18 protein-coding genes are annotated in these 18264 nt (G+C 69.5%); 17 read left to right on the top strand and 1 reads right to left on the bottom strand.

Annotation, left to right across the window (positions count from 1 at the left end; genetic code table 11):
* Positions 1-58: 58 nt before the first annotated feature.
* The 15 genes from eccD to ASE12_RS10490 all read left to right on the top strand — a co-directional run bounded on the left by eccD (position 59) and on the right by ASE12_RS10490 (position 13878).
* Positions 59-1414 carry a type VII secretion integral membrane protein EccD gene (gene eccD, locus ASE12_RS10560; RefSeq protein WP_056400117.1) on the top strand — a complete coding sequence of 452 codons (1356 nt, stop codon included), beginning with the start codon at positions 59-61 and terminating at the stop codon, positions 1412-1414.
* Positions 1414-2550 (top strand): hypothetical protein, encoded by a 1137-nt coding sequence (locus ASE12_RS10555; protein WP_056400114.1) that lies wholly within the window; start codon positions 1414-1416, stop codon positions 2548-2550. Before eccD ends, ASE12_RS10555 begins: the two co-directional genes overlap by 1 nt.
* The gene (locus ASE12_RS10550) at positions 2547-2873 is read left to right on the top strand and encodes a hypothetical protein (protein WP_056400112.1); all 327 of its coding nucleotides are present in this window, start codon (positions 2547-2549) and stop codon (positions 2871-2873) included. Before ASE12_RS10555 ends, ASE12_RS10550 begins: the two co-directional genes overlap by 4 nt.
* A gap of 124 nt (positions 2874-2997) precedes the next feature.
* Positions 2998-3666, top strand: a complete 669-nt coding sequence (locus ASE12_RS10545) for an SAF domain-containing protein (RefSeq protein WP_056400109.1) — start codon at positions 2998-3000, stop codon at positions 3664-3666.
* 2 nt (positions 3667-3668) lie between these two features.
* Positions 3669-4463, top strand: a complete 795-nt coding sequence (locus tag ASE12_RS10540) for a hypothetical protein (protein ID WP_056400107.1) — start codon at positions 3669-3671, stop codon at positions 4461-4463.
* Positions 4460-5767: a CpaF family protein gene (locus tag ASE12_RS10535; protein ID WP_056400104.1), complete on the top strand. Its 1308-nt coding sequence runs from the start codon at positions 4460-4462 to the stop codon at positions 5765-5767. Before ASE12_RS10540 ends, ASE12_RS10535 begins: the two co-directional genes overlap by 4 nt.
* Positions 5768-5770: 3 nt before the next feature.
* Entirely contained in the window at positions 5771-6655 is an 885-nt protein-coding gene (locus tag ASE12_RS10530) for a type II secretion system F family protein (RefSeq protein ID WP_056400098.1), read from the top strand.
* Positions 6652-7554, top strand: a complete 903-nt coding sequence (locus ASE12_RS10525; protein WP_056400097.1) for a type II secretion system F family protein — start codon at positions 6652-6654, stop codon at positions 7552-7554. Before ASE12_RS10530 ends, ASE12_RS10525 begins: the two co-directional genes overlap by 4 nt.
* A gap of 31 nt (positions 7555-7585) precedes the next feature.
* Positions 7586-7804, top strand: coding sequence for a hypothetical protein (locus tag ASE12_RS20230; protein ID WP_056400095.1), 219 nt, complete (start codon positions 7586-7588; stop codon positions 7802-7804).
* Positions 7755-8213, top strand: a complete 459-nt coding sequence (locus tag ASE12_RS10515) for a TadE/TadG family type IV pilus assembly protein (protein ID WP_056400092.1) — start codon at positions 7755-7757, stop codon at positions 8211-8213. Before ASE12_RS20230 ends, ASE12_RS10515 begins: the two co-directional genes overlap by 50 nt.
* Positions 8210-8653 (top strand): TadE/TadG family type IV pilus assembly protein, encoded by a 444-nt coding sequence (locus ASE12_RS10510; RefSeq protein WP_056400091.1) that lies wholly within the window; start codon positions 8210-8212, stop codon positions 8651-8653. The genes ASE12_RS10515 and ASE12_RS10510 overlap by 4 nt, the downstream gene beginning before the upstream one ends.
* Positions 8650-9297, top strand: a complete 648-nt coding sequence (locus ASE12_RS10505; protein ID WP_056400090.1) for a Tad domain-containing protein — start codon at positions 8650-8652, stop codon at positions 9295-9297. The genes ASE12_RS10510 and ASE12_RS10505 overlap by 4 nt, the downstream gene beginning before the upstream one ends.
* Positions 9298-9437: 140 nt before the next feature.
* Positions 9438-9992 (top strand): hypothetical protein, encoded by a 555-nt coding sequence (locus ASE12_RS10500; protein ID WP_157412892.1) that lies wholly within the window; start codon positions 9438-9440, stop codon positions 9990-9992.
* Positions 9989-11050 (top strand): hypothetical protein, encoded by a 1062-nt coding sequence (locus tag ASE12_RS10495; protein ID WP_157412891.1) that lies wholly within the window; start codon positions 9989-9991, stop codon positions 11048-11050. Before ASE12_RS10500 ends, ASE12_RS10495 begins: the two co-directional genes overlap by 4 nt.
* A 20-nt stretch (positions 11051-11070) precedes the next feature.
* Positions 11071-13878, top strand: coding sequence for a LysM peptidoglycan-binding domain-containing protein (locus ASE12_RS10490; protein ID WP_056400083.1), 2808 nt, complete (start codon positions 11071-11073; stop codon positions 13876-13878).
* A gap of 65 nt (positions 13879-13943) precedes the next feature.
* Here ASE12_RS10490 and ASE12_RS20670 read toward each other — a convergent pair whose 3' ends face one another.
* On the bottom strand, positions 13944-14075 hold the full coding sequence (locus ASE12_RS20670) for a hypothetical protein (RefSeq protein ID WP_255355463.1): 132 nt from the start codon (positions 14073-14075) through the stop codon (positions 13944-13946).
* Positions 14076-14179: 104 nt separating this feature from the next.
* On the opposite strand from ASE12_RS20670, the gene ASE12_RS10485 reads away from it, so the two are divergent.
* Positions 14180-15097: a LysR family transcriptional regulator gene (locus tag ASE12_RS10485; protein WP_056400081.1), complete on the top strand. Its 918-nt coding sequence runs from the start codon at positions 14180-14182 to the stop codon at positions 15095-15097.
* Positions 15098-15225: 128 nt separating this feature from the next.
* On the top strand, positions 15226-18189 hold the full coding sequence (locus ASE12_RS10480) for an Ig-like domain-containing protein (RefSeq protein ID WP_157412890.1): 2964 nt from the start codon (positions 15226-15228) through the stop codon (positions 18187-18189).
* The last annotated feature ends 75 nt before the right edge of the window (positions 18190-18264 follow it).

Here is an 18264-nt window from a genome sequence, read left to right as displayed (position 1 = left end):
AGCGCCACCGGGGGCCCGCAAGGCATCCGGCACATGCGAGCACGAGGGGGAACGCGCGTTGCTGACTGCTTACAGTCGGGTCACCGTCGTCACGGCGGAGCGCACGATCGACCTCGCCCTTCCGAGCTCGCTCCCTCTGGCCGACGTGCTGCCACAGGTGATGCGCTACGCGGCGCCCGCTGCCCTCGACGGTTCACCGACGAGCTGGACCCTGGCCCGGCTGGGCGGCAGTCCACTGTCGCTGTCCCAGACCTTGGGCGATGCCGGCGTGCTCGACGGGGACGTCCTCGAGCTCCGCGGCCAGTCCGACGACGTACGGCCCGCTGCGGTGGAGGACGTCCGTGACACGGTCGAGGACAGTGTCGATGCTGCAGGTGGTGTCTGGTCCACCGTGACCACGAGGTCCTACACCGTCGTCGTCGGTGCGGTCGCGCTCGCGGTGACGGGCCTGGTCTCGTGGCTTGCCGCGCGGATCGACGAAGGCAACCGCCTCGAGGACTTCACGTCGGCCGGTCCGGCGGCGTTCTGCACAGCGGTGTTGCTGTTCGCGACCTGGTGGGCGTCTCGGTGGGCCCGGCCGCTGGATGCCCAGCTGGCGGCAGTTGCGGCGATGCTCTGGGCGGCGCTTCTCGGCTCGGCGGTCGGCGACTCGGCCGACCTCCAGCGCTGGGAGACCCTGGTGGTGGCCGCAGCGGCCGTGGCGATCGCTGCGGGTGCCGCTCGCGCGCTCACGACGCTCGCCACGGGGCATCTCGCGACCTCCGTCGTGCTGCTGGTGGCGGGGATCCTGCAGGCAGCAGCGGGTTGGACCGACCTGCCGATGGCACAGGTCCCTCGTGTCGTCCCGGTCCTCGTGCTGCTCCTGGTCGGGTCGCTTCCGTTGGTCTCGCTCTCGGTCGGAGGCCTCGCGAGTGCCGACTACCGCGTCCGGCACGTCGGGCGCCTCGAGCTGGCCGCCCTTCGCGCGCGCTACCAGGCGAGCAACGCGGTCCTGATCGGCTCGCTGGTCGGCATCGCGCTCGTGATCGTGTGGGGAGGCGTCACGCTCGACCTCGCTGGGAGCTCGTGGGACCGCACCCTCGCCCTGAGCCTCGCTGCGGCGGCGATCCTGAGATCGCGGCTGTTCTCCCGTACGCCCCACATGTTGCCGCTGCGCACGGCCGGCGTCGTGGTGATGGCGTTCGCGATGGCGCGGTTCGCGGTCGAGGAGGAGTGGGCGGCACCCTGGCTCGCGATCGTCGTCGCGGCCATTCTCGTCGCCGCCATCGCCCTGTCGTCGCTGCAGATGTCCGACATCACCCGGGCCCGCGTCAAGCGCTGGCTCAACGTCGTCGAGTTCCTCGTGGTCGTCGACCTGCTCGTCGTGCTCGTCGGGGCAGTCGGGGTGTACGACAAGATGGGAGGACTCTTCTGATGGTTGACGACACCGACGACCAGGATCAGCCCGATCAGTCACTCCGCGATCGCCGGCAGGCGCAGTCGGCTGCCAGCGACCTGAGCAGGATGGGCATCGACCCGAGAAGTCTCGGGCTCGGCGAACCGGAGGCTCCGGCCCCCGTGCGTCCGGCCGAGCGCGACGAGGTCGACGAGCCGGGCGGGCGCGTGGTCCCGATCCGGCCCGAGTTCAACCGCCCCGCACCCGAGCCGGCTCCCGCGGTCGAGGAGCCCGATGCAGAGCGGCCTCCTTCGCCCGCCGAGCAGATCCTGTCGCGGGCCAGCAGCCCCCAGCCGGCGCCCCGCCAGACCGGACGCATGCTGCGCACCGTCGCCCGCGGACTCGTCACCCCTGACGCCGCCGTGACGGTCCAGAGCGAGCGTGAGGCCGTCGACGCCACGCGCCAACGGCAGACCGACCGCCGGATCGTGGCGTTCGTCGCGGGCAAGGGCGGCGTCGGGTGCACGACGATCGCCGTCGGCGTCGGCACGACGTTCATGGCGATGCGCGAGGACCACACGGTCGTCATCGACGTCCAGCAGGGATCCCCGTCCCTCGGCCGTATGTTCGGGGTCGCCGCGCCACGGACCGTCGCCTCGATGCTCTCGGAGGTGGAGGCGGCGTCTCCTCCCGCCGCGCCCACCGGACTCGGCCTCGTCGACGGCTCGGGCTGGGACCAGGGTCTGAGCCGAGGCGACGTCGCCGGCGTGCTCGACCGCCTGCGTGCCGATCACACGTTCAACCTGCTCGACGTCGGGGACGACGCCGGCGAGGCGGGACACGCGGCACTGGCCCGCGCCGACCAGGCGGTGGTCGTCACCAGCCCCGGGGAGCTGGGCATCGGTGCCCTGCGGGCCGCGCTCGACCGCATCAAGATCGTGAACCCGCAGGCCACGGCTTCGGCGGTGCACGTCGTCGTCTGTCCCCACGAACAGTCCTACCGGGAGGCGCAGCGCGAGTTCGCCGGAGCGCTCGGCGTCTCGGTCGTCGTGGTGCCACCGGACCCCCACCTGCAGGCCGGCCATGCGTACGATCCGGCGCACGTGTCCCCCGGCACGCGCGAGGCGATGCTGCGGGTCGCGGGGCTGATCGCCGGCCGCAGTGATCGCCGATGAGTGACCGACCACCGCCAGTCGGGCCCCAGGCGGCGATGCAGAACACCCCCAACGCCGAGCGCTACGTCCTCGAGGCCGATGCGATGCGTCGCCGCCAGCTGCGGTCCGCATTGCTGCACGGCAGCCGCCGTACGTGGCGGGAGCACCGTCGCATCTGGCCGGCGGTCGTCGTCGGCCTGATCGCGGTCGCCGTCATCATCGCCGCCCTTGCCGTCACCCAGGCATTCCGCAAGACCGAGGAGAACGAGAAGAAGGAACAGCAGAAGCAGAACCGGCCACCCACGTCGGCCCCTGCAACGCCGGGTCCCAAGGCCACGCGCTGAGGGTGCGGGCGCGTCGATTGGTGAATGCCAGTCCGTGTACCGTTTGTCCCGAGATCCACGTCGGGGGACGGATCAGCTCCCCCTCTTGGATGACCCCCAGCAGTTTCCCCGAGAGGTGCACCACATGGCCAGATCGAGCACGAACCAGGCCACCGTCTCGCGGCTCCCGTCGACCCGGGAGTCCCGTCCGGCCCTGATCGGACTCGCCGTCCTGCTGATCTTCGGTGGCGCCCTCGCCTCGGCCTTCCTCGCGATCCAGTCGGGCAACCGTGCCTACTTCGTGCAGGTCGACCACGAGGTCGCCCAGGGTGCGACGATCTCCAAGGACGACCTGACCCGCGTGAGCCTGCCCGAAGGGTTCAAGGGCGGCGTGCCGTCGTCGGACTCCGACAGCATCGTCGGCAAGTCCGCCGCGGCCCGGCTGCTCCCCGGCACGGTGCTGATGCGCTCGATGGTCTCCGAGAAGTCCGGCCTCCGCGACGACCAGACCCGGCTCACGGTCACGGTCGACGCGTCACCGTTCATCAGCAACCTGCAGTCCGGTGACCAGCTCGCCCTCGACATCGGTACGTCCGACGGTGGGAAGCGCCAGACCGTACGCGCCGAGCTGGTCTCGGTCGGCGACGAGCAGGGCGGCGCGATCGCCGGCTCGGGCGGCGACGAGGTCGCGATCGTCGTGGCGATCGACATCTCGTGCCTCTCTCTGGTGTCCGAGGGCATCGAGGAGCGGTCCATCACGCCGGCGCTCATCGGTGGCGAGAGCACGCTCGTCAAGCAGACCTGCGAGGCCTGACCATGGGCATGGTTGCGATCGCGTCGGCCAAGGGATCGCCGGGTGTCACCACCGCGGCGCTGCTGTTCGCCGCGCTGTGGCCACGGCCCAGCGTGATGGTCGAGTGCGACCCGTCGGGCGGTGACGTGGCGCTGCGCATGCCCGGCATCGACGGCGAGCCGCTCGACCCCAACCCCGGTCTGCTCAACCTCGTCGCGGCCGGCCGCAAGTCGCTCTATCCCGAGCTGGTGTCACAGCACTCCGAGCAGATCGTCGGCGGACTCGACGTCATCACGGGCATGACGGCGCCGGAGCAGGCAGCCGGACTGGGTCAATGGGGCCAGCTGGGTCTGCTGTTCGCGCACATCCCGGGCACCGACGCGGTCGTCGACCTCGGCCGCATCGGGGCCGAGACCCCGCAGAACGCCCTGCTCGCCTCCGCGTCCGCCGTCGTGATGCTCGTCGACACCGTGCCGAGCAGCGTCGTCCACCTGCGTGAGCGCCTGCGCAAGGTCAGCGACAGCCTCGGCGGCAGTGCCGGCGCGCCCCTCTACGTCGTGGTGGTGGCGTCGCCCAAGCGCTCGCGCACGGTCGCGGAGATCCGCGACGCGATCGAGCGGTCAGCGACCCCGGTGGCGGGCGTGCACCACCTCGCCGCCGACGAGACCGGCGCCGGGTTCTTCCTGGGCCAGGTCGTCGGCAACCCGGCCCGCACCCAGCTCGTACGGTCGGCGCAACCGATCGTCGACGAGCTGGCGGCTCGCACGACCGGAGCGTTCCGGCCGATCGACCAGACCAGCCCGGAGGTCGCGTCATGATCGACCACGACCTCGTCCGTACGCTCCGCGGCCAGGTCGCCGACCGGCTCAACGAGCAGCGGCGCCGCGACCAGATCAGTGGCGTCTCGCCGATGAATGCCGACGACGAGCGCGAGTACGCCCGGTCGCTCATCGTCCAGGTGCTCGAGGACCATGCGCGCTACGAGGTCGCCGAGGGTCGGTCGCCGATCCCGGCGGACGTCGAGGGGCAGGTCGCGTCGGCGATCCACTCGGCGCTGTTCGGCGTCGGCCGGCTCGAGCCGCTGCTGTCCGACCCCGACGTCGAGAACATCGACATCAACGGCTGCGACCACGTGTTCGTCCAGTACGGCGACGGCCGCGAGGAGCGGCACCCGCCCGTGGCGGAGACCGACGACGAGCTGATCGAGCTGGTCCAGGTGCTCGCCGCCCACACCGGCCTGTCGAGCCGGCCGTTCGACTCGGCCAACCCGCAGCTCGACCTCCGGCTGCCCGACGGCTCGCGCCTGTCGGCCGTGATGAACGTGTGCGCGCGACCGTCGATCTCGGTCCGCAAGGCGCGACTCGGCCGGGTGTTCCTGCACGAGCTCGTCGCCAACGGCACGATGTCGCCCGAGATCGGCTCGTTCCTGACCGCCGCGGTCAAGGCCCGCAAGAACATCATGATCGCCGGCGCGACCAACGCCGGAAAGACCACGATGCTCCGGGCCCTGGCCAACGTCATCCCACCGTCAGAGCGCCTGATCACGGTCGAGCGAGCGCTCGAGGTCGGCCTCGGTGAGTACGAGGACCTGCACCCCAACGTGGTCTCGTTCGAGGAGCGGCTCGGCAACTCCGAGGGCCTCGGCCACGTGTCGATGGCTGAGCTCGTACGCCGCTCGCTCCGCATGAACCCGTCCCGCGTCATCGTCGGTGAGGTGCTCGGTGACGAGATCGTCACGATGCTCAACGCCATGAGCCAGGGCAACGACGGTTCACTTTCGACGATCCACGCCAACTCCTCGCTCGAGGTGTTCAACCGCATCGGCACCTACGCCATCCAGAGCCGCGAGCGCCTGCCGCTCGAGGCCACCACGATGCTGATCGCCGGCGCCCTCGACTTCGTCGTGTTCATCCGCAAGCACAACGACCATGCCACTGGCGGCAGCCAGATCCGTGTCGTCGAGAGCATCCGTGAGGTCGTGGGACACGACGGCCAGGTGCTGTCCAATGAGGTGTTCGCGCCCGACGCCGACGGCCGGGCCGTGCCGCACTCGCCGATCGGCTGCATCGCCGATCTCCAGGACCACGGCTACCAGCCCCAGGTCCACGGCAGGTGGGCATAGACGATGTTGGAGGACTACCGGATCCCTCTCGCGGTCACGACCGGAGCGCTGCTCGGCCTCGGCTGCGTGCTGCTGGTCTACGCGCTCAGGGGCGAGGAGTCCACCACGGTCGAGGGCGCCACGCCGCAGCGTCGCCGGCTGTCGTCGCGGACGACCCGGCGCCGGGGGCAGCAGCTGCTCGCGGGCGCGCTGACGGGCGTCGTCGTCCTCGCCGTGACGCGCTGGGTGGTGCTGGCCCTCGTGCTGGGTGCGCTCGTCGCGTTCTGGGACCGGGTGTTCGGCGGTGCGCGTCACGAGCGCGCAGCGATCGCCCGCATCGAGGGTCTCGCGGGTTGGATCGAGTCGCTGCGCGACACGATCGCCGGCGCCGTGGGCCTGGAGCAGGCGATCCCGGCGACGGCGGTCAACGCCGCGCCGTCGATCCGCCCGTCGCTCAACCTGTTGGTCGACCGCCTGCGCGTACGTGAGCCGTTGCCCGACGCGCTCATGAAGTTCTCCGAGGATCTCGACGACCCGTCTGCCGACCTCGTCGTCGCGGCACTGATCCTCAACGCGCGACTCCGTGGCCCCGGCCTCCGCGACGTCCTCACGGCGCTGGCGACGTCGGCCCGCGACGAGCTCGACGTACGCCGCCGCGTCGAGTCGAGCCGGCGCAGCACGCGCCGCAGCGTGCAGGTCGTGGTGGGCGTCATCGCCGGTGTCGCCACCCTCCTGGTCCTGTTCAACCGCGAGTACGTCAAGCCGTACGGCACGGTCGAAGGCCAGGTCGTGCTGGCCACGGTGCTCGCGGTGTTCGGTCTCAGCGTGTTCTGGCTGCGCAGCCTGTCCGGTGTCAGCGAGCCGGAGCGCTTCCTCATCACTCCCACGACCAAGGCGCCGCAAACATGATCCTCGAGCTGCTCGCAGGCGCGAGCGTCGGCGCCGGGATCCTCATCATCGTCGTCGTGCTCAGCCGACCCGTGCCAGGCGTCGCGGCGACGCTCAACCGTCTCGACCGCACCCGGCACGGCCGCCGCGCGCTCACGGCGAGTGCCGCGGGAGCCGGCGCCGACGGCCGGCTCGAGCGGCTCCGCGAGACGGTCGGCGAGCGCATCGAGGCCGAGGTCGCGGCCCGCGGTTGGCAGCTGATCCGTACGCGCGAGGACCTCGCCGTCATGAACCGGCCGATGACGACGCACCTCGGCACCAAGGCGCTGCTGGGACTGACGGCGTTCATCTGGTTCCCCGCAGTCGTGTTCCTCCTCGGGTTCGGCGGCAACGGCGGCATGCCGATCGTCTTCGCCCTCATCGCCGGCATCTTCGGTTTCTTCCTGCCCGACCTGGCCCTCCACCGCGAGGCCGAGCTGCGGCGTCGCGACTTCCGGCACGTCACCGGTGCGTTCCTCGACCTCGTGGCGATGAACCTCGCCGGCGGCCGCGGCCTGCCCGAGGCGCTCATGGCGGCGTCGTCGTTCGGTGACCACTGGGCGATGGTGCGGATGCGTCAGGCGCTGTCCAACGCGCGCATCATGGGCTGGACGCCGTGGGAGGGCATCGCGAGGCTCGGCCGCGACCTCGGCGTCGACGAGCTGCGGGACCTCGCGTCGGCCCTGGCGCTCGCCGGCGACGAAGGCGCGCGCATCCGTCTCTCGCTCATGGCGCGTGCCGAGAGCATGCGTCGCAAGGAGATGGTCGACATCGAGGGAGCAGCCGGCGAGAGCTCGCAGTCGATGTTGATGGCACAGCTGCTGATGTGTGTCGCGTTCTTGGTATTCTTGGCCTATCCAGCCGTCAGCCAGCTCAGGTAGGCGGCCGCTCCATGTGTCGGGGGAAGATTTCGTGTCAGCAGAACTGTTCTACGCCAGGGCGATCATCGCGTACGTCCACGCCCGCGCAGACCGGGCTCGACGTGAAGGTTTCAACGAGCGCGGTGCGTCCGCGATCGAGTGGGCCATCATCTCGGCCGTCGTCGTCGTCCTCGCCCTCGTCGTCGCGCGAGTCATCCAAGGTGTCGTCGAGGACAACTCGAGCAAGATCGAGCAGGGCTCCAACACCTGACCGCAAGTCGCGCCGTGAGCGCGGCACCAGCGCGCTCGAGTTCTCGATCATCGCGCCGGTCTTCCTGCTGCTGATCTTCACGATCATCCAGGCGGGTCTCTACCTCTATGCGCGCAACACCGCGCAGTCGGCGTCGCGCGAGGGCGTGTCCTACCTCCGGCTCGCCGGCAACAACTCCGACCCCACGGCGTTCGTCCATGCCGCCGAGGACGTCACCGAGGGCTACGCCACCAAGATCGGCCGGCTCAAGAACGTCACCGCGATCGGCACGATCGACACCAAGACCGGGCGGGTGTCGATGCTCGTGATCGGCGACGCCGTGCTGCCGTTGGGCGGCTCTGTCGAGATCCAGCAGACGTCCGAGGCCACCCTCGAGCAGTTCCGCGGCGACACGAGGGACTCGCAGTGAGGCGCGTCGACCGCGGATCGGCCAGCCTCGAGCTCGTCATCGTCGCCCCGTTCCTGTTGGCGCTGATGATGCTGATCATCGCGTTCGGCCGCTACGCCCAGACCGAGAACCTCGTCGACCAGGCCGCTCGCGACGGCGCCCGGGCTGCGACGGCCCAGAACGTCAAGGCGGACGTCCCCAAGACCGTCAACGAGGTCATCGCGGACGCGATGGCCGACGCACCGGCGTCCTGCCGCGACAGCGCGGTGGCTGATCCGCCGGTGCTGTCCAAGACCGCGTTCGACCTGCCCGATCCCAACAACCCCCTGGCGATCGACACGGTCTCGGTGACGGTGCACTGCACTCTCGACCTCAGCGATCTCGCGGCCTTGCCGCTCAAGTCGGTCCACATCACACGTACGTTCACGAGCCCGCTCGACCGCTACCGGGGTTACCGATGAAGCGCCGCGACGAGAAGGGCTCGATCACGCCGTTCGTCGTGATCGTGTCACTGGCGATCATCCTGCTGGCGGCGCTCGTCGTCGACGGCGGCCGCCAGCTCAACGCCAAGGGCCGCGCCGTCGCGTACGCCCAGGAGGCGGCCAGAGCCGGCGCCCAGGCGATCGACGTCGCCGACCCGCGCCTCGACCTGGTGCCCGAGGACGCGCTCAAGGCGGCTCAGCAGTACTGCCAGCAGGCGATGGCTGCCGACGCCCAGCTCGTGAAGTGCCGTGCCGAGATCACGAGGATCGACGATCCAGGTGGTGCGTTCAACGCGGTCACGGTCTCGACGCAGGTGCGGATCAAGGCGATCCTCCTCGGCATGATCCGCAAGTCGGTGCTCAACGCGTCAGGCAAGGCGCTCGCCCGTCCGGTCAGCGGCATCTCCGAGCCCGACAGTGGCAAGATCCCGACCGTCGGTCCACCGTCGGTCGCGCCACCGGCCACCGGCAACCCGACGGCGACCGCGCCGCCCACGCCGCCGGAGATCGAGGTCACGCCGTGCACGCCCAAGCCGACGGACAAGCCCAAGGACGACAAGGACGACGACAAGCCTGACAAGGACAAGCCCGATGAGTGCAAGACGCCACCTCCGCCAGGCTGATCCGGCGGCCCGCGACCGGGTGTGACCCGGGTTCGTTTACCGGCGATGACCATTTCTCGGTATGCTGGCGGGGTTCTGCAACAGGATGTCCGGGGGGATTTTTCGTGAGTCGGCAATCGCTGATGGCCAGCGTCGCAGCGTTGGCGCTGCTGCTGAGCGTTTCCGCATGCGGTGGCGACGACGACAAGGCAGACCCGAAGCCGACCAAGACGACGGCATCGGCATCGCCGACCGCGCAGGCGCAGCCCAAGGGCGCCCACGGCGTGACCTACGAGATCCAGAACTGGGACCAGTATGCGGACGACGCGGCGGTCCTCGCTTGGAAGACGGCGTTCGAGACGCTGACCGGGTCGATCAATGCCCACAAGGTACAGCCCGGCATGGCCAAGCAGGTGAGCACCAAGGTCCTGCGTCAGTTTGTCGCCGGTGTCAATGCGGCCAAGAAGAACCGTTGGAACGTCAAGCCTGTCGGCAAGGTCAAGGTTGACCGTGCCAGGTCCACTGGGTCGCAGGCGACCCTGACGATGTGTCTGTGGGGGACTTCTGTGGGCGTCTACGAGAAGAACGGTGACTATGTCGGCAAGCCCGACAGGTTCTGGCTCAAGCAGACCGCCACGCTGAAGCTCAGCGGAGGCCGCTGGATCCTCACCAGCTTCAAGTACAAGGGCAAGTGCACTGGAGGTGCTCCGGCATGAGGATGTCCCGACGAGTCTCAGCTCTCGCTCTGATGCTGAGCCTGGCGTCAGCGGCGCTGGTGTTCCTTCCCGAGCAGACCGCAGTGGCGTGCCCGGCGCCGTGCACCACGGAGACCCCCGTTGTCACAGACCCCGATCCCAAGGGTGACCTCAGCGACAAGACCGCGGTCGACGACATCAGGACCGACACGACGTCGTGCTCGGTGTACGCCAACGGCACCGGCATGGGGATGTACTGCAACACGTTCGGCGCCGGCGATGCCAAGACGCTGCGCGAGAAGTACGGCGACCAGAAGTTCCAGCAGTGCCGCTACAGCGAGCTGCCCCCGACGGTCGAGGCGCCACACAATCCCAACCCCGACAAGGGCCGGTTCATGCTGATGACCTGCCTGGAGAACATCGACTTCGACACCTACAACGGCGGGCCCAACCGGACGCTGTCCCTGTCGATCGTGTTCGTTCCCTTCGGCACCGACACCAGCGACCACCACAACGGCATCACCAACTTCCTGTGGAACCAGATCGACAGGAACAAGCCGATGCCGGTCCCGCTCCTCGTGACGCGGCCCAACAGGACACCGCTCGTGGGCATTCCGACGTTCTTCACGTTCCAGTGGCTCGACCCGCTCTCGGGGACCCCGATGGAGGAGACCCGGAACGGGGGCGCCTACCGCGAGGTGACGGCCGGCGACGTCATCATGAGGGCCCGGGCGACGAAGGTCGTCATCAACCCGCAGCAGGAGGGCATCAAGTCCACGACCTGCCTGGCGGATTCCCCTTACCGCGAGGGGGCTTTGCCCAAGAACCAGCCGGCTGACGCCTGCTCGATCATCTTCAAGCGATCGTCGGCATCGGCCCGCAAGTACGCCACCAAGCCGATCCCGGCCAACATCAAGGACGCGTTCTACGCCGATGTCACGGTGACCTGGGAGGTCACGTTCGGCGAGGAGGGGCAGCCCATGCGCACGCTCGGCGACGGCTTCGCCATGCGGATGCGCCAGGTCCTGCCGGTCCAAGAGGTCCAGGCGCCCAACCAGCCCCCGACCGTCATCTACTGAGTCGACAACAGGAGAGAACGATGACATCCACCATCGACCGATCTCCGCACAACCGCCTGCCTGCGGTGGCTGAGGAACCCAGTCGCTTCAAGCAGGTCGCCACCGGAATCCTCGCGCTGCTCGGCACGCTGGCCATCGTGTTCGGCGTGCCCGTCGCGCTCTTCGCAGCCTTCGGCACCCCGTGGCCCGACCAGAAGCCCAGCGTCGAGTGGCTCAGCACGCCGACGACAGGCGAGACCGTCCTGAGCGTGCTCGCCGTCGTCGTCTGGCTCGCCTGGGCGCACTTCGTGGTGTGCCTCGTCGTCGAGGCAGTCGCGGAGCGTCGCAAGAGCGGCCTAGCGCCGCGGATCCCGGGTGGCGGCATCGGCACCCAGGGCCTGGCACGCCGGCTGGTCAGCTCGATCGTGCTGCTGGCGGCGGCAACCTCGGTGGGCATGTCGTCGGCCTCCGCCGTCGAGGCGTCGGCGCCCACCAACGTCTCGCAGAGCCATCTTGTCAGCGCGGTGCTGGAGGCACCCGCCGTCGCGCAGACCGATCGCGCCGAGCTTCCCGACGGCACGCTGCCGGCGGTCAACACCCTCGACGATGCCACGTCGGTCGACATCGCCGAGGGCGTCACGACCTACTACGACGTCAAGCCACCGGACGGCCGTCACTACGACACCTTGTGGGACATCGCCGATCGCTACCTCGGTGACGGTTTCCGCTACAAGGAGATCTGGGACCTCAACAAGGGCGTCACCCAGCCCGACGGCCGCGTCCTCCAGAAGGCCGACCTGATCTACCCCGGCTGGGTCATGAAGCTGCCCAACGACGCCAAGGGCCCCGGCCTCAAGGTCATCGACCACGCAGCCGACGCCAAGGTCGACGAGAGCGCTGCTGAGGTCGAGCAGGCTGCGCCGATCGACGAGGTCGAGACCGACACCGCCGTGGCGGACCAGGCGGACGTCGCCGCCGCCGACGACGCCGGCGGCGGCATCCACCTCGGCTCGTGGTCTCCGCTGTTCGGCGTGGCCGGGGGCCTCGTCGTGGCCGGCGCATCGCTCGCCCTGCGTCGTCGCCGCAACGCAGCACCGGCAGCCGCCTGGTGGTCGGCGCGTACGCCCACCGACCCCGATCCGCACAACCCCGATCCGGGCTCGCCGCCTCCCGGCGCCAAGCTCCGCGACGAGGCCGACCTCGAGACCTCGAGCTGGCTCGACCGTGCGCTGCGGTCGCTCGGGGGCGCTCCGGGCATGCCCGCACCCTTGCGGGCCTCGGTCAGCGGTGGCGGCATGGCGATCGCGTTCGACCTCGTGCCCGACGTCCCGCCGCCGGCCGGCTGGTCGGCACGGGCCAAGGTGTGGACGCTCGACCGCGACGTCGATCCCGGCTCCACGGGTCTGTCCGCCCTGCCGGGCATGGCGAGCATCGGTCGCCGCGACGACGGCAGCATCCTCATGATCGACCCCGAGTCGATCAGCGGCGTGCTGTCGCTCGACGGCGACAGCGAGACCGCCCGCGGCGTCGCGCTGAGCATGGCGATCGACACCGCGACGCACGCGTGGGGGGACGATCGCGTGGTCTCCCTGGTCGGCTTCGCCGGTGATGTCTCCGGCATCGGCGAGGGCGTCATCCGCCACACCGACGACCTCGAGCGCGTGCTCGAGAGCCTCGACAACGTCGCCCGGTTCCAGCGCGCAGCCTGCCGCGAGGCAGAGGCGCGGACGGTGCGTGAGGCGCGGGCCACAGCACCCGGCACCGTCGACTGGACCTATCACCTGGTGGTCTGCTCCGGCGTGCCCAACGCCGAGGAGTTCACCCGCCTCGAGGCTTTGGCGTCCGACCCGCAGGTCGCCCTGGGCGTCGTCATCGTCGGTGGGGTCCGCGACGCCGCCGTACGCCTGACGGCCCGGCCCGACGGCCGCATCTCGTCACCGCTGCACAGCGTCGACGTGGCGGCGCAGGTCATCACGCCGGCCGCCGCCGATGCGCTCGCGCAGCTGTATGAGCCCGTGCAGGCAGCCCGCCGCGTCAGCATCGACCAGCTGGTCGAGACCCTCGAGTCCGAGCACGTGGTCCCAGCGGCCCACGAGGCCGTCGCGAGCATCCGGGTCCTCGGACCGGTGCACGTCGAGGCGTCCGGCGAGGTCGAGCCCGAGCGGGTCGAGTTCCTCACCGAGCTTGCGTGCTTCCTCGCTCTGCACCCGGCCGGCGTCCACGCCAACCGGATCAGCGCGGCGCTCTGGCCGCGCGGCGTCGACCCGCAGGTCCGCGACGGCGCTCTCGGACAGGTCGCTCGCTGGCTCGGCACCACGGCAGCCGGCGACCCCGTGCTCGAGCAGGAGTCCGGTGTGTGGCGGCTGGCGCCGGGTGCCGTCGACCTCGACTGGGACTCGTTCCGCGACGCGCTCAACCGCGCAGCCGAGGACGGCACCCGCCGTGAGACCCACATGCGTACGGCTCTCGACCTCGTCGCCGGCCTGCCGTTCAGCGGTGTGCCGGTCGGTCGCTACGCCTGGCTCGAGTCCATGACGGTCGAGGGGGACATCGCGATGGCAGTCAGCCTGACCGTGCAGGCCTGCGCCGAGGCCGCCGCAGGCCGCAACGACGAGCCCGCCGCGCGAGCCGTGCTCGCCCAGGGGCTCCGACTGCTACCCGCGAGCGAGGAGCTGTGGCGCTCGCGGCTCCGGTTGGCGGCCCACTTCGGCGAGCGCGACGACCTGCGGGGCATCGTCGACGAGATGTACGCCGCGATCGCCGAGCACGGGTCGGTCGTCGGCTCCTCGGCCGAGACCGACGTCCTGGTCGACGAGCTGCTGCCGGGCTATCGCACCCACGTCGCCTGACGTTCCGGTACGACGAGAAAGCCCCCGCGAGATCCTCGCGGGGGCTTCTTGTGTGTGCGCTGCGATCAGCGCAGGTTGAACGCGTGCGGGTGGACGCGGGTGGGCACGCGACCCTGGCCGTCGTTGAGGACGGTCCGGATGGTGCGGCCGACCCCGATCACGGTGATGGCGGCAATCGAGATTCCGAGGGCGATCATGGTGGCCTCCTTCAAGGCTTTGGGGGAGTTCGTACTCCAAGTATGCGAGCCTCAATCGTCAAGCACAAGCGAATAGAACTACACGTAACGTGTAGGATTGCTACATGGACGTCTATCGGCTCACTCTGCTGCGGGAACTCGCCGAACGGGGCACCGTCGGCGCCGTCGCGGACGCGATGAAGGTCACACCCTCGGCGGTCTCCCAGCAGCTCAAGGTGCTCGAGCGCGAGGCGGGATACACGCTCGTCGAGCCGGCGGGGCGCGGCGTGGCACTCACGGTGGCCGGCCGAGCGCTCGCCCAGACCGCGACCGAGATCGCCGTGGCGATCGAGCGGGCCGAGGGCCAGTGGCGCGAGTTCATGCAGCAACCGGCCGGCCGCGTCACCCTGGCGACGTTCCCCACCGGCGGGGAGATGCTGCTGTCAGGCGTGCTGACCCGCCTGGCGGACGTGCCCGAGGTGGAGCTGATCTGCTCGGACGAGGACGGCGTCACGACGGACTTCGCCGACCTCACACCTGATCACGACGTCGTGCTCGCGGACTCGCCGACGACCTCGGCGACCTGGCTCGAACGGGGCCTCCAGGTCGTGCCCCTCATGAGCGAACCGCTCGACGTGGCGCTCCCCGAGGGCCATCCCTTGGCGCGCAAGGCGAGCCTCTCGCCCAAGGACGTCGTGGCCGAGACGTGGATCGGCGTGCCGCACGACTACCCGTTCGACCGCGTGCTGAGCCAGGTCGTCGCGGCGACCGGCGAGCCCGTGCGGGTCGCCCAGCGCATCTCCGACAACGGCATCGTCGAGTCGCTCGTCGCCGGCGGGCACGGCATCGCGATCCTGCCGCGATTCACGACACGCGAGCACGGCAACGGTCTCGTGACCCGCCCGTTGGTCGGCATCCGGGCCAAACGAGAGATCTCGGCGCTGCTGCGCCCGGACCGGTTCGAGCGGCCGTCCGTACGCCTGGTGGTGCAGGCCCTGCGCGATGAGGCACGGGCCGTCGCCGACGCGCACGCGGCGGTATGACTAGTCCGCGTCCGTGTCGCGTCACTCGGGAATTACGTAGTACTTACTGATTCGGTCTAGACGACAAGACGGAAGTCTGGGGAAATCTCTCGGTGCTGTTGAAGCACCCCACTCCCAAGGAGAATTCCGTGCGTCAACGCAGTCGGGTCACGACCCGAACCACAGCAACGATGGCCTCAGCGGCCATGCTGGCGGCCGGCTTGATCGCCCTGGCCCCGGAGGCGGCACAAGCCGCACCGGGATCCAAGACGTTCAGCATCGCCGACGGCAACAACCAGGCCTGGATCGTCCCTGCGGACGTCCACTCCCTCAACGTCAAGGTCAACGGCGCCGCAGGCGGTGCCGGTGGCCTCGAAGGTGGCTCCGGTGGCCGTGGTGCCAGCGGCACCGTGACGGTCCCGGTCACCCCCGGCCAGCAGATCACGGTCTACCTCGGTGGCCGCGGCGGCGACGCCCACACCGACAACCCCGGCATCGAAGGAATCGGCGGCGGCTCCGGCGGCCCGGCCAAGGGTGGTGCCGGCGGTGAAGCAGCCCCGTTCGGCGGTGCCGGCGGCGGCGGTGGCGGCGCGACCGAGGTGTTCGTCGGCACGCCCAGCGACGCCAACCGCGCGATCGTCGCCGGTGGCGGCGGCGGTGGCGGCGGCAACAACGGCCCCAACCTTGCCGGCGGCAACGGCGGCGGCGCCGACCACGACGGCCAGAACGGCACACTCCCGGAGTCCGAGGGCGGACACCCCGGTGACGCAGCGACGCAGGCTGGTGGAGTCGGCGACAGCGCCAACGGCTTCCTCAGCGGCGGCGGCGCGGGCGGCGGCGGTGGCGGCTTCCAGGGCGGTAGCCAGGGCGCCACGTTCCTGTCCTCCAGCGGTGCCGGCGGTGGCGGTGGACGCAGCTACGTCAACCCGCTGCTCGGCGAGCTCCAGGGCTCGTGGAACGACACGGTCGAGGGCAACGGCTCGGTAGTCGTCACGTTCAACTCGCAGTACACGACCGGCGTCACGATCACCGATCCCGGCGTCGTCGTCACGGGCCAGATGAAGGGCTACAAGGTCTCGGTCGGTGCCACGGCACCCGGCCAGCTGCCCACCGGAGCGGTCGAGCTGACGGCGGAGAACCTCGCCAACGGCGTCGTGACGGCTCTCGGCACGAAGAACCTCGTCAACGGCACCACGACGATCTACTCCGACAAGCTCAAGGTCGGCAACTACACGTTGCACGCCAACTACACGCCGAACGGGGCAAGTGACTCGCTCCCGTCGAGCGCGGACCTGGACTTCTCGGTCATCAAGGGCGACACGTCGACGATGATCGCCGGACCGCTCGACCCGCCGAACTTCGGTGACGTCGTCGATCTCGGTGTGTCGGTGACTCCGGTCGATCCGGCCGGTGGCATCCCGACGGGCACCGTGAAGTTCACGTCCAACGGCATCGTCCTCGGTGCTCCGGTGGTGCTCGACGGCAACGGCCACGCGGTCCTGTCGACGAACAAGCTGCCGGTCGGCACGCACGACATCATCGCGACGTACTCGGGCGACAAGGAGTTCAACGGCTCCGTCGACGAGACGAGCCTGGCCAACTTCACGGTCAACCAGGGCGATGTCTCGGTCGAGCTCACGTCGGTGCACAACCCCGTGATCGCCGGCGAGAAGTCGAAGTTCGACGTCACAGTGACCTCGAACAAGCCCAATGCGGTCAAGCCCACGGGAACGGTCAAGTTCTACATCGACCAGGACGCGATCAGCGGAGACCTGCCGGTCGACTACGCGGGCAAGGTGCACTACGAGCTGGAGCTGCCCGTCACCAACCCGGACGCCCATCACCACGTGACGGCCGTCTACAGCGGTGACGACAACTACCACACCGCGACGAGCAATTACGTCGACCAGATCGTCAACTTCGGCTCGGCCAAGGTGGCGCTCAGCAGCGACCTCAACCCGTCGCACGCCGGCAACGACGTGACGTTCAGCATCGACGTGTCGGGCAACCTGCCGACGCAGCCGTACGAGCCCACCGGTCAGGTGCAGCTGTACGTCAACGGCTCCGCGTTCAACGGGCCCGTCGACATCGATGCTGACGGCAAGGCGCAGATCACGACCGACGACCTGCCGGTCGGTGACAACCACGTCACAGCGCGTTACCTCGGTGACAAGCGCTACAAGGAGGCCGAGAGCGGCGAGCTGATCCAGGTCGTCAAGAAGCAGCTCGTGGCGGTCACCCTGGTCGCCAACGGTGGCAACCCGACGTCGATCCAGTACGGACAGAACCTGACGCTGTCGGCCCACGCGGCGACGGAGAAGGGTGACCTGGCCACCGGCTTCATCACCTTCTACGACGACGGCGTGCAGGTCGGTGCCCCGATCCCGGTCGACGGCAACGGCAACGCGCACATCAGCTCGGACAAGGCGAGCAAGGGCGTGCACCAGTACAGCGCGGTGTACTCCGGTGATGGCAAGACCGAGGACGGTGTCTCCAACACGGTCCAGGTGACGGTCAAGAAGAACGTCATCACGATCAAGCTCGTCACCAGCCACATCCCGGCGTACGAGGGTCAGACCATCCTGGTCCACGCCCGCGTGTTCAACGCACCGGGAAGCCTGGGCAAGATCGCCGGCACCGTCCAGTACTACTCGGACGACAAGAAGATCGGCGGACCGGTCCTGGTCAGCGGAACGTACTGGGGTTCACGGACGATCAAGAACGTGAAGGCCGGAACGCACCGCATCGTGGCTCGGTTCACCCCGAAGGCTGGCCAGTCGCCGTACGAGGCGACCACCAGCACGGGTCTGATCCAGCGGGTGCTCAAGGGCAAGCCGAACGCCACGGTCAAGATGACCGTCAAGCGCACGGGTGTCGACACCGGCACGGTGAAGATCACGGTTCGCTCGAAGGCGTCCGGTGCCGGCCTCGGTGGCTGGGTCCGGGTCTACGTCGACGGCACCCCGGTCAAGCTCCTGAAGCTGTCCGGTGGCGCCACCTCCACGTACGTGCTGACGGGTCTCCCGGACCGGTCGGTGTTCGTGGGAGCCAACTACCTCGGTAGCGGCAAGTACAAGCAGGCCACCTACACGGCCTCGCTGCTGAAGTTCTAGCAAGCTGCACGGGTACGCGGCCCGGTCACCGGATTCCGGTGGCCGGGCCGTGTGCTGTCCGAGGGGAGTGGCGCG

Source organism: Aeromicrobium sp. Root236 (genome assembly GCF_001428805.1).
In the GTDB taxonomy this organism is placed as follows: domain Bacteria; phylum Actinomycetota; class Actinomycetes; order Propionibacteriales; family Nocardioidaceae; genus Aeromicrobium.
Note: the sequence above shows the minus strand (reverse complement) of the source record. Positions and strands in the feature narration are given on the sequence as shown.

Bases quoted from the DNA above. Each gene is read 5' to 3' on its own strand.
- ASE12_RS10555 (WP_056400114.1), top strand. From the start codon at position 1,414: ATGGTTGACGACACCGACGACCAGGATCAGCCCGATCAGTCACTCCGC.
- ASE12_RS10550 (WP_056400112.1), top strand. From the start codon at position 2,547: ATGAGTGACCGACCACCGCCAGTCGGGCCCCAGGCGGCGATGCAGAAC.
- ASE12_RS10545 (WP_056400109.1), top strand. From the start codon at position 2,998: ATGGCCAGATCGAGCACGAACCAGGCCACCGTCTCGCGGCTCCCGTCG.
- ASE12_RS10540 (WP_056400107.1), top strand. From the start codon at position 3,669: ATGGGCATGGTTGCGATCGCGTCGGCCAAGGGATCGCCGGGTGTCACC.
- ASE12_RS10535 (WP_056400104.1), top strand. From the start codon at position 4,460: ATGATCGACCACGACCTCGTCCGTACGCTCCGCGGCCAGGTCGCCGAC.
- ASE12_RS10530 (WP_056400098.1), top strand. From the start codon at position 5,771: ATGTTGGAGGACTACCGGATCCCTCTCGCGGTCACGACCGGAGCGCTG.
- ASE12_RS10525 (WP_056400097.1), top strand. From the start codon at position 6,652: ATGATCCTCGAGCTGCTCGCAGGCGCGAGCGTCGGCGCCGGGATCCTC.
- ASE12_RS10505 (WP_056400090.1), top strand. From the start codon at position 8,650: ATGAAGCGCCGCGACGAGAAGGGCTCGATCACGCCGTTCGTCGTGATC.
- ASE12_RS10495 (WP_157412891.1), top strand. From the start codon at position 9,989: ATGAGGATGTCCCGACGAGTCTCAGCTCTCGCTCTGATGCTGAGCCTG.
- ASE12_RS10490 (WP_056400083.1), top strand. From the start codon at position 11,071: ATGACATCCACCATCGACCGATCTCCGCACAACCGCCTGCCTGCGGTG.
- ASE12_RS20670 (WP_255355463.1), bottom strand. From the start codon at position 14,075: ATGATCGCCCTCGGAATCTCGATTGCCGCCATCACCGTGATCGGGGTC.
- ASE12_RS10485 (WP_056400081.1), top strand. From the start codon at position 14,180: ATGGACGTCTATCGGCTCACTCTGCTGCGGGAACTCGCCGAACGGGGC.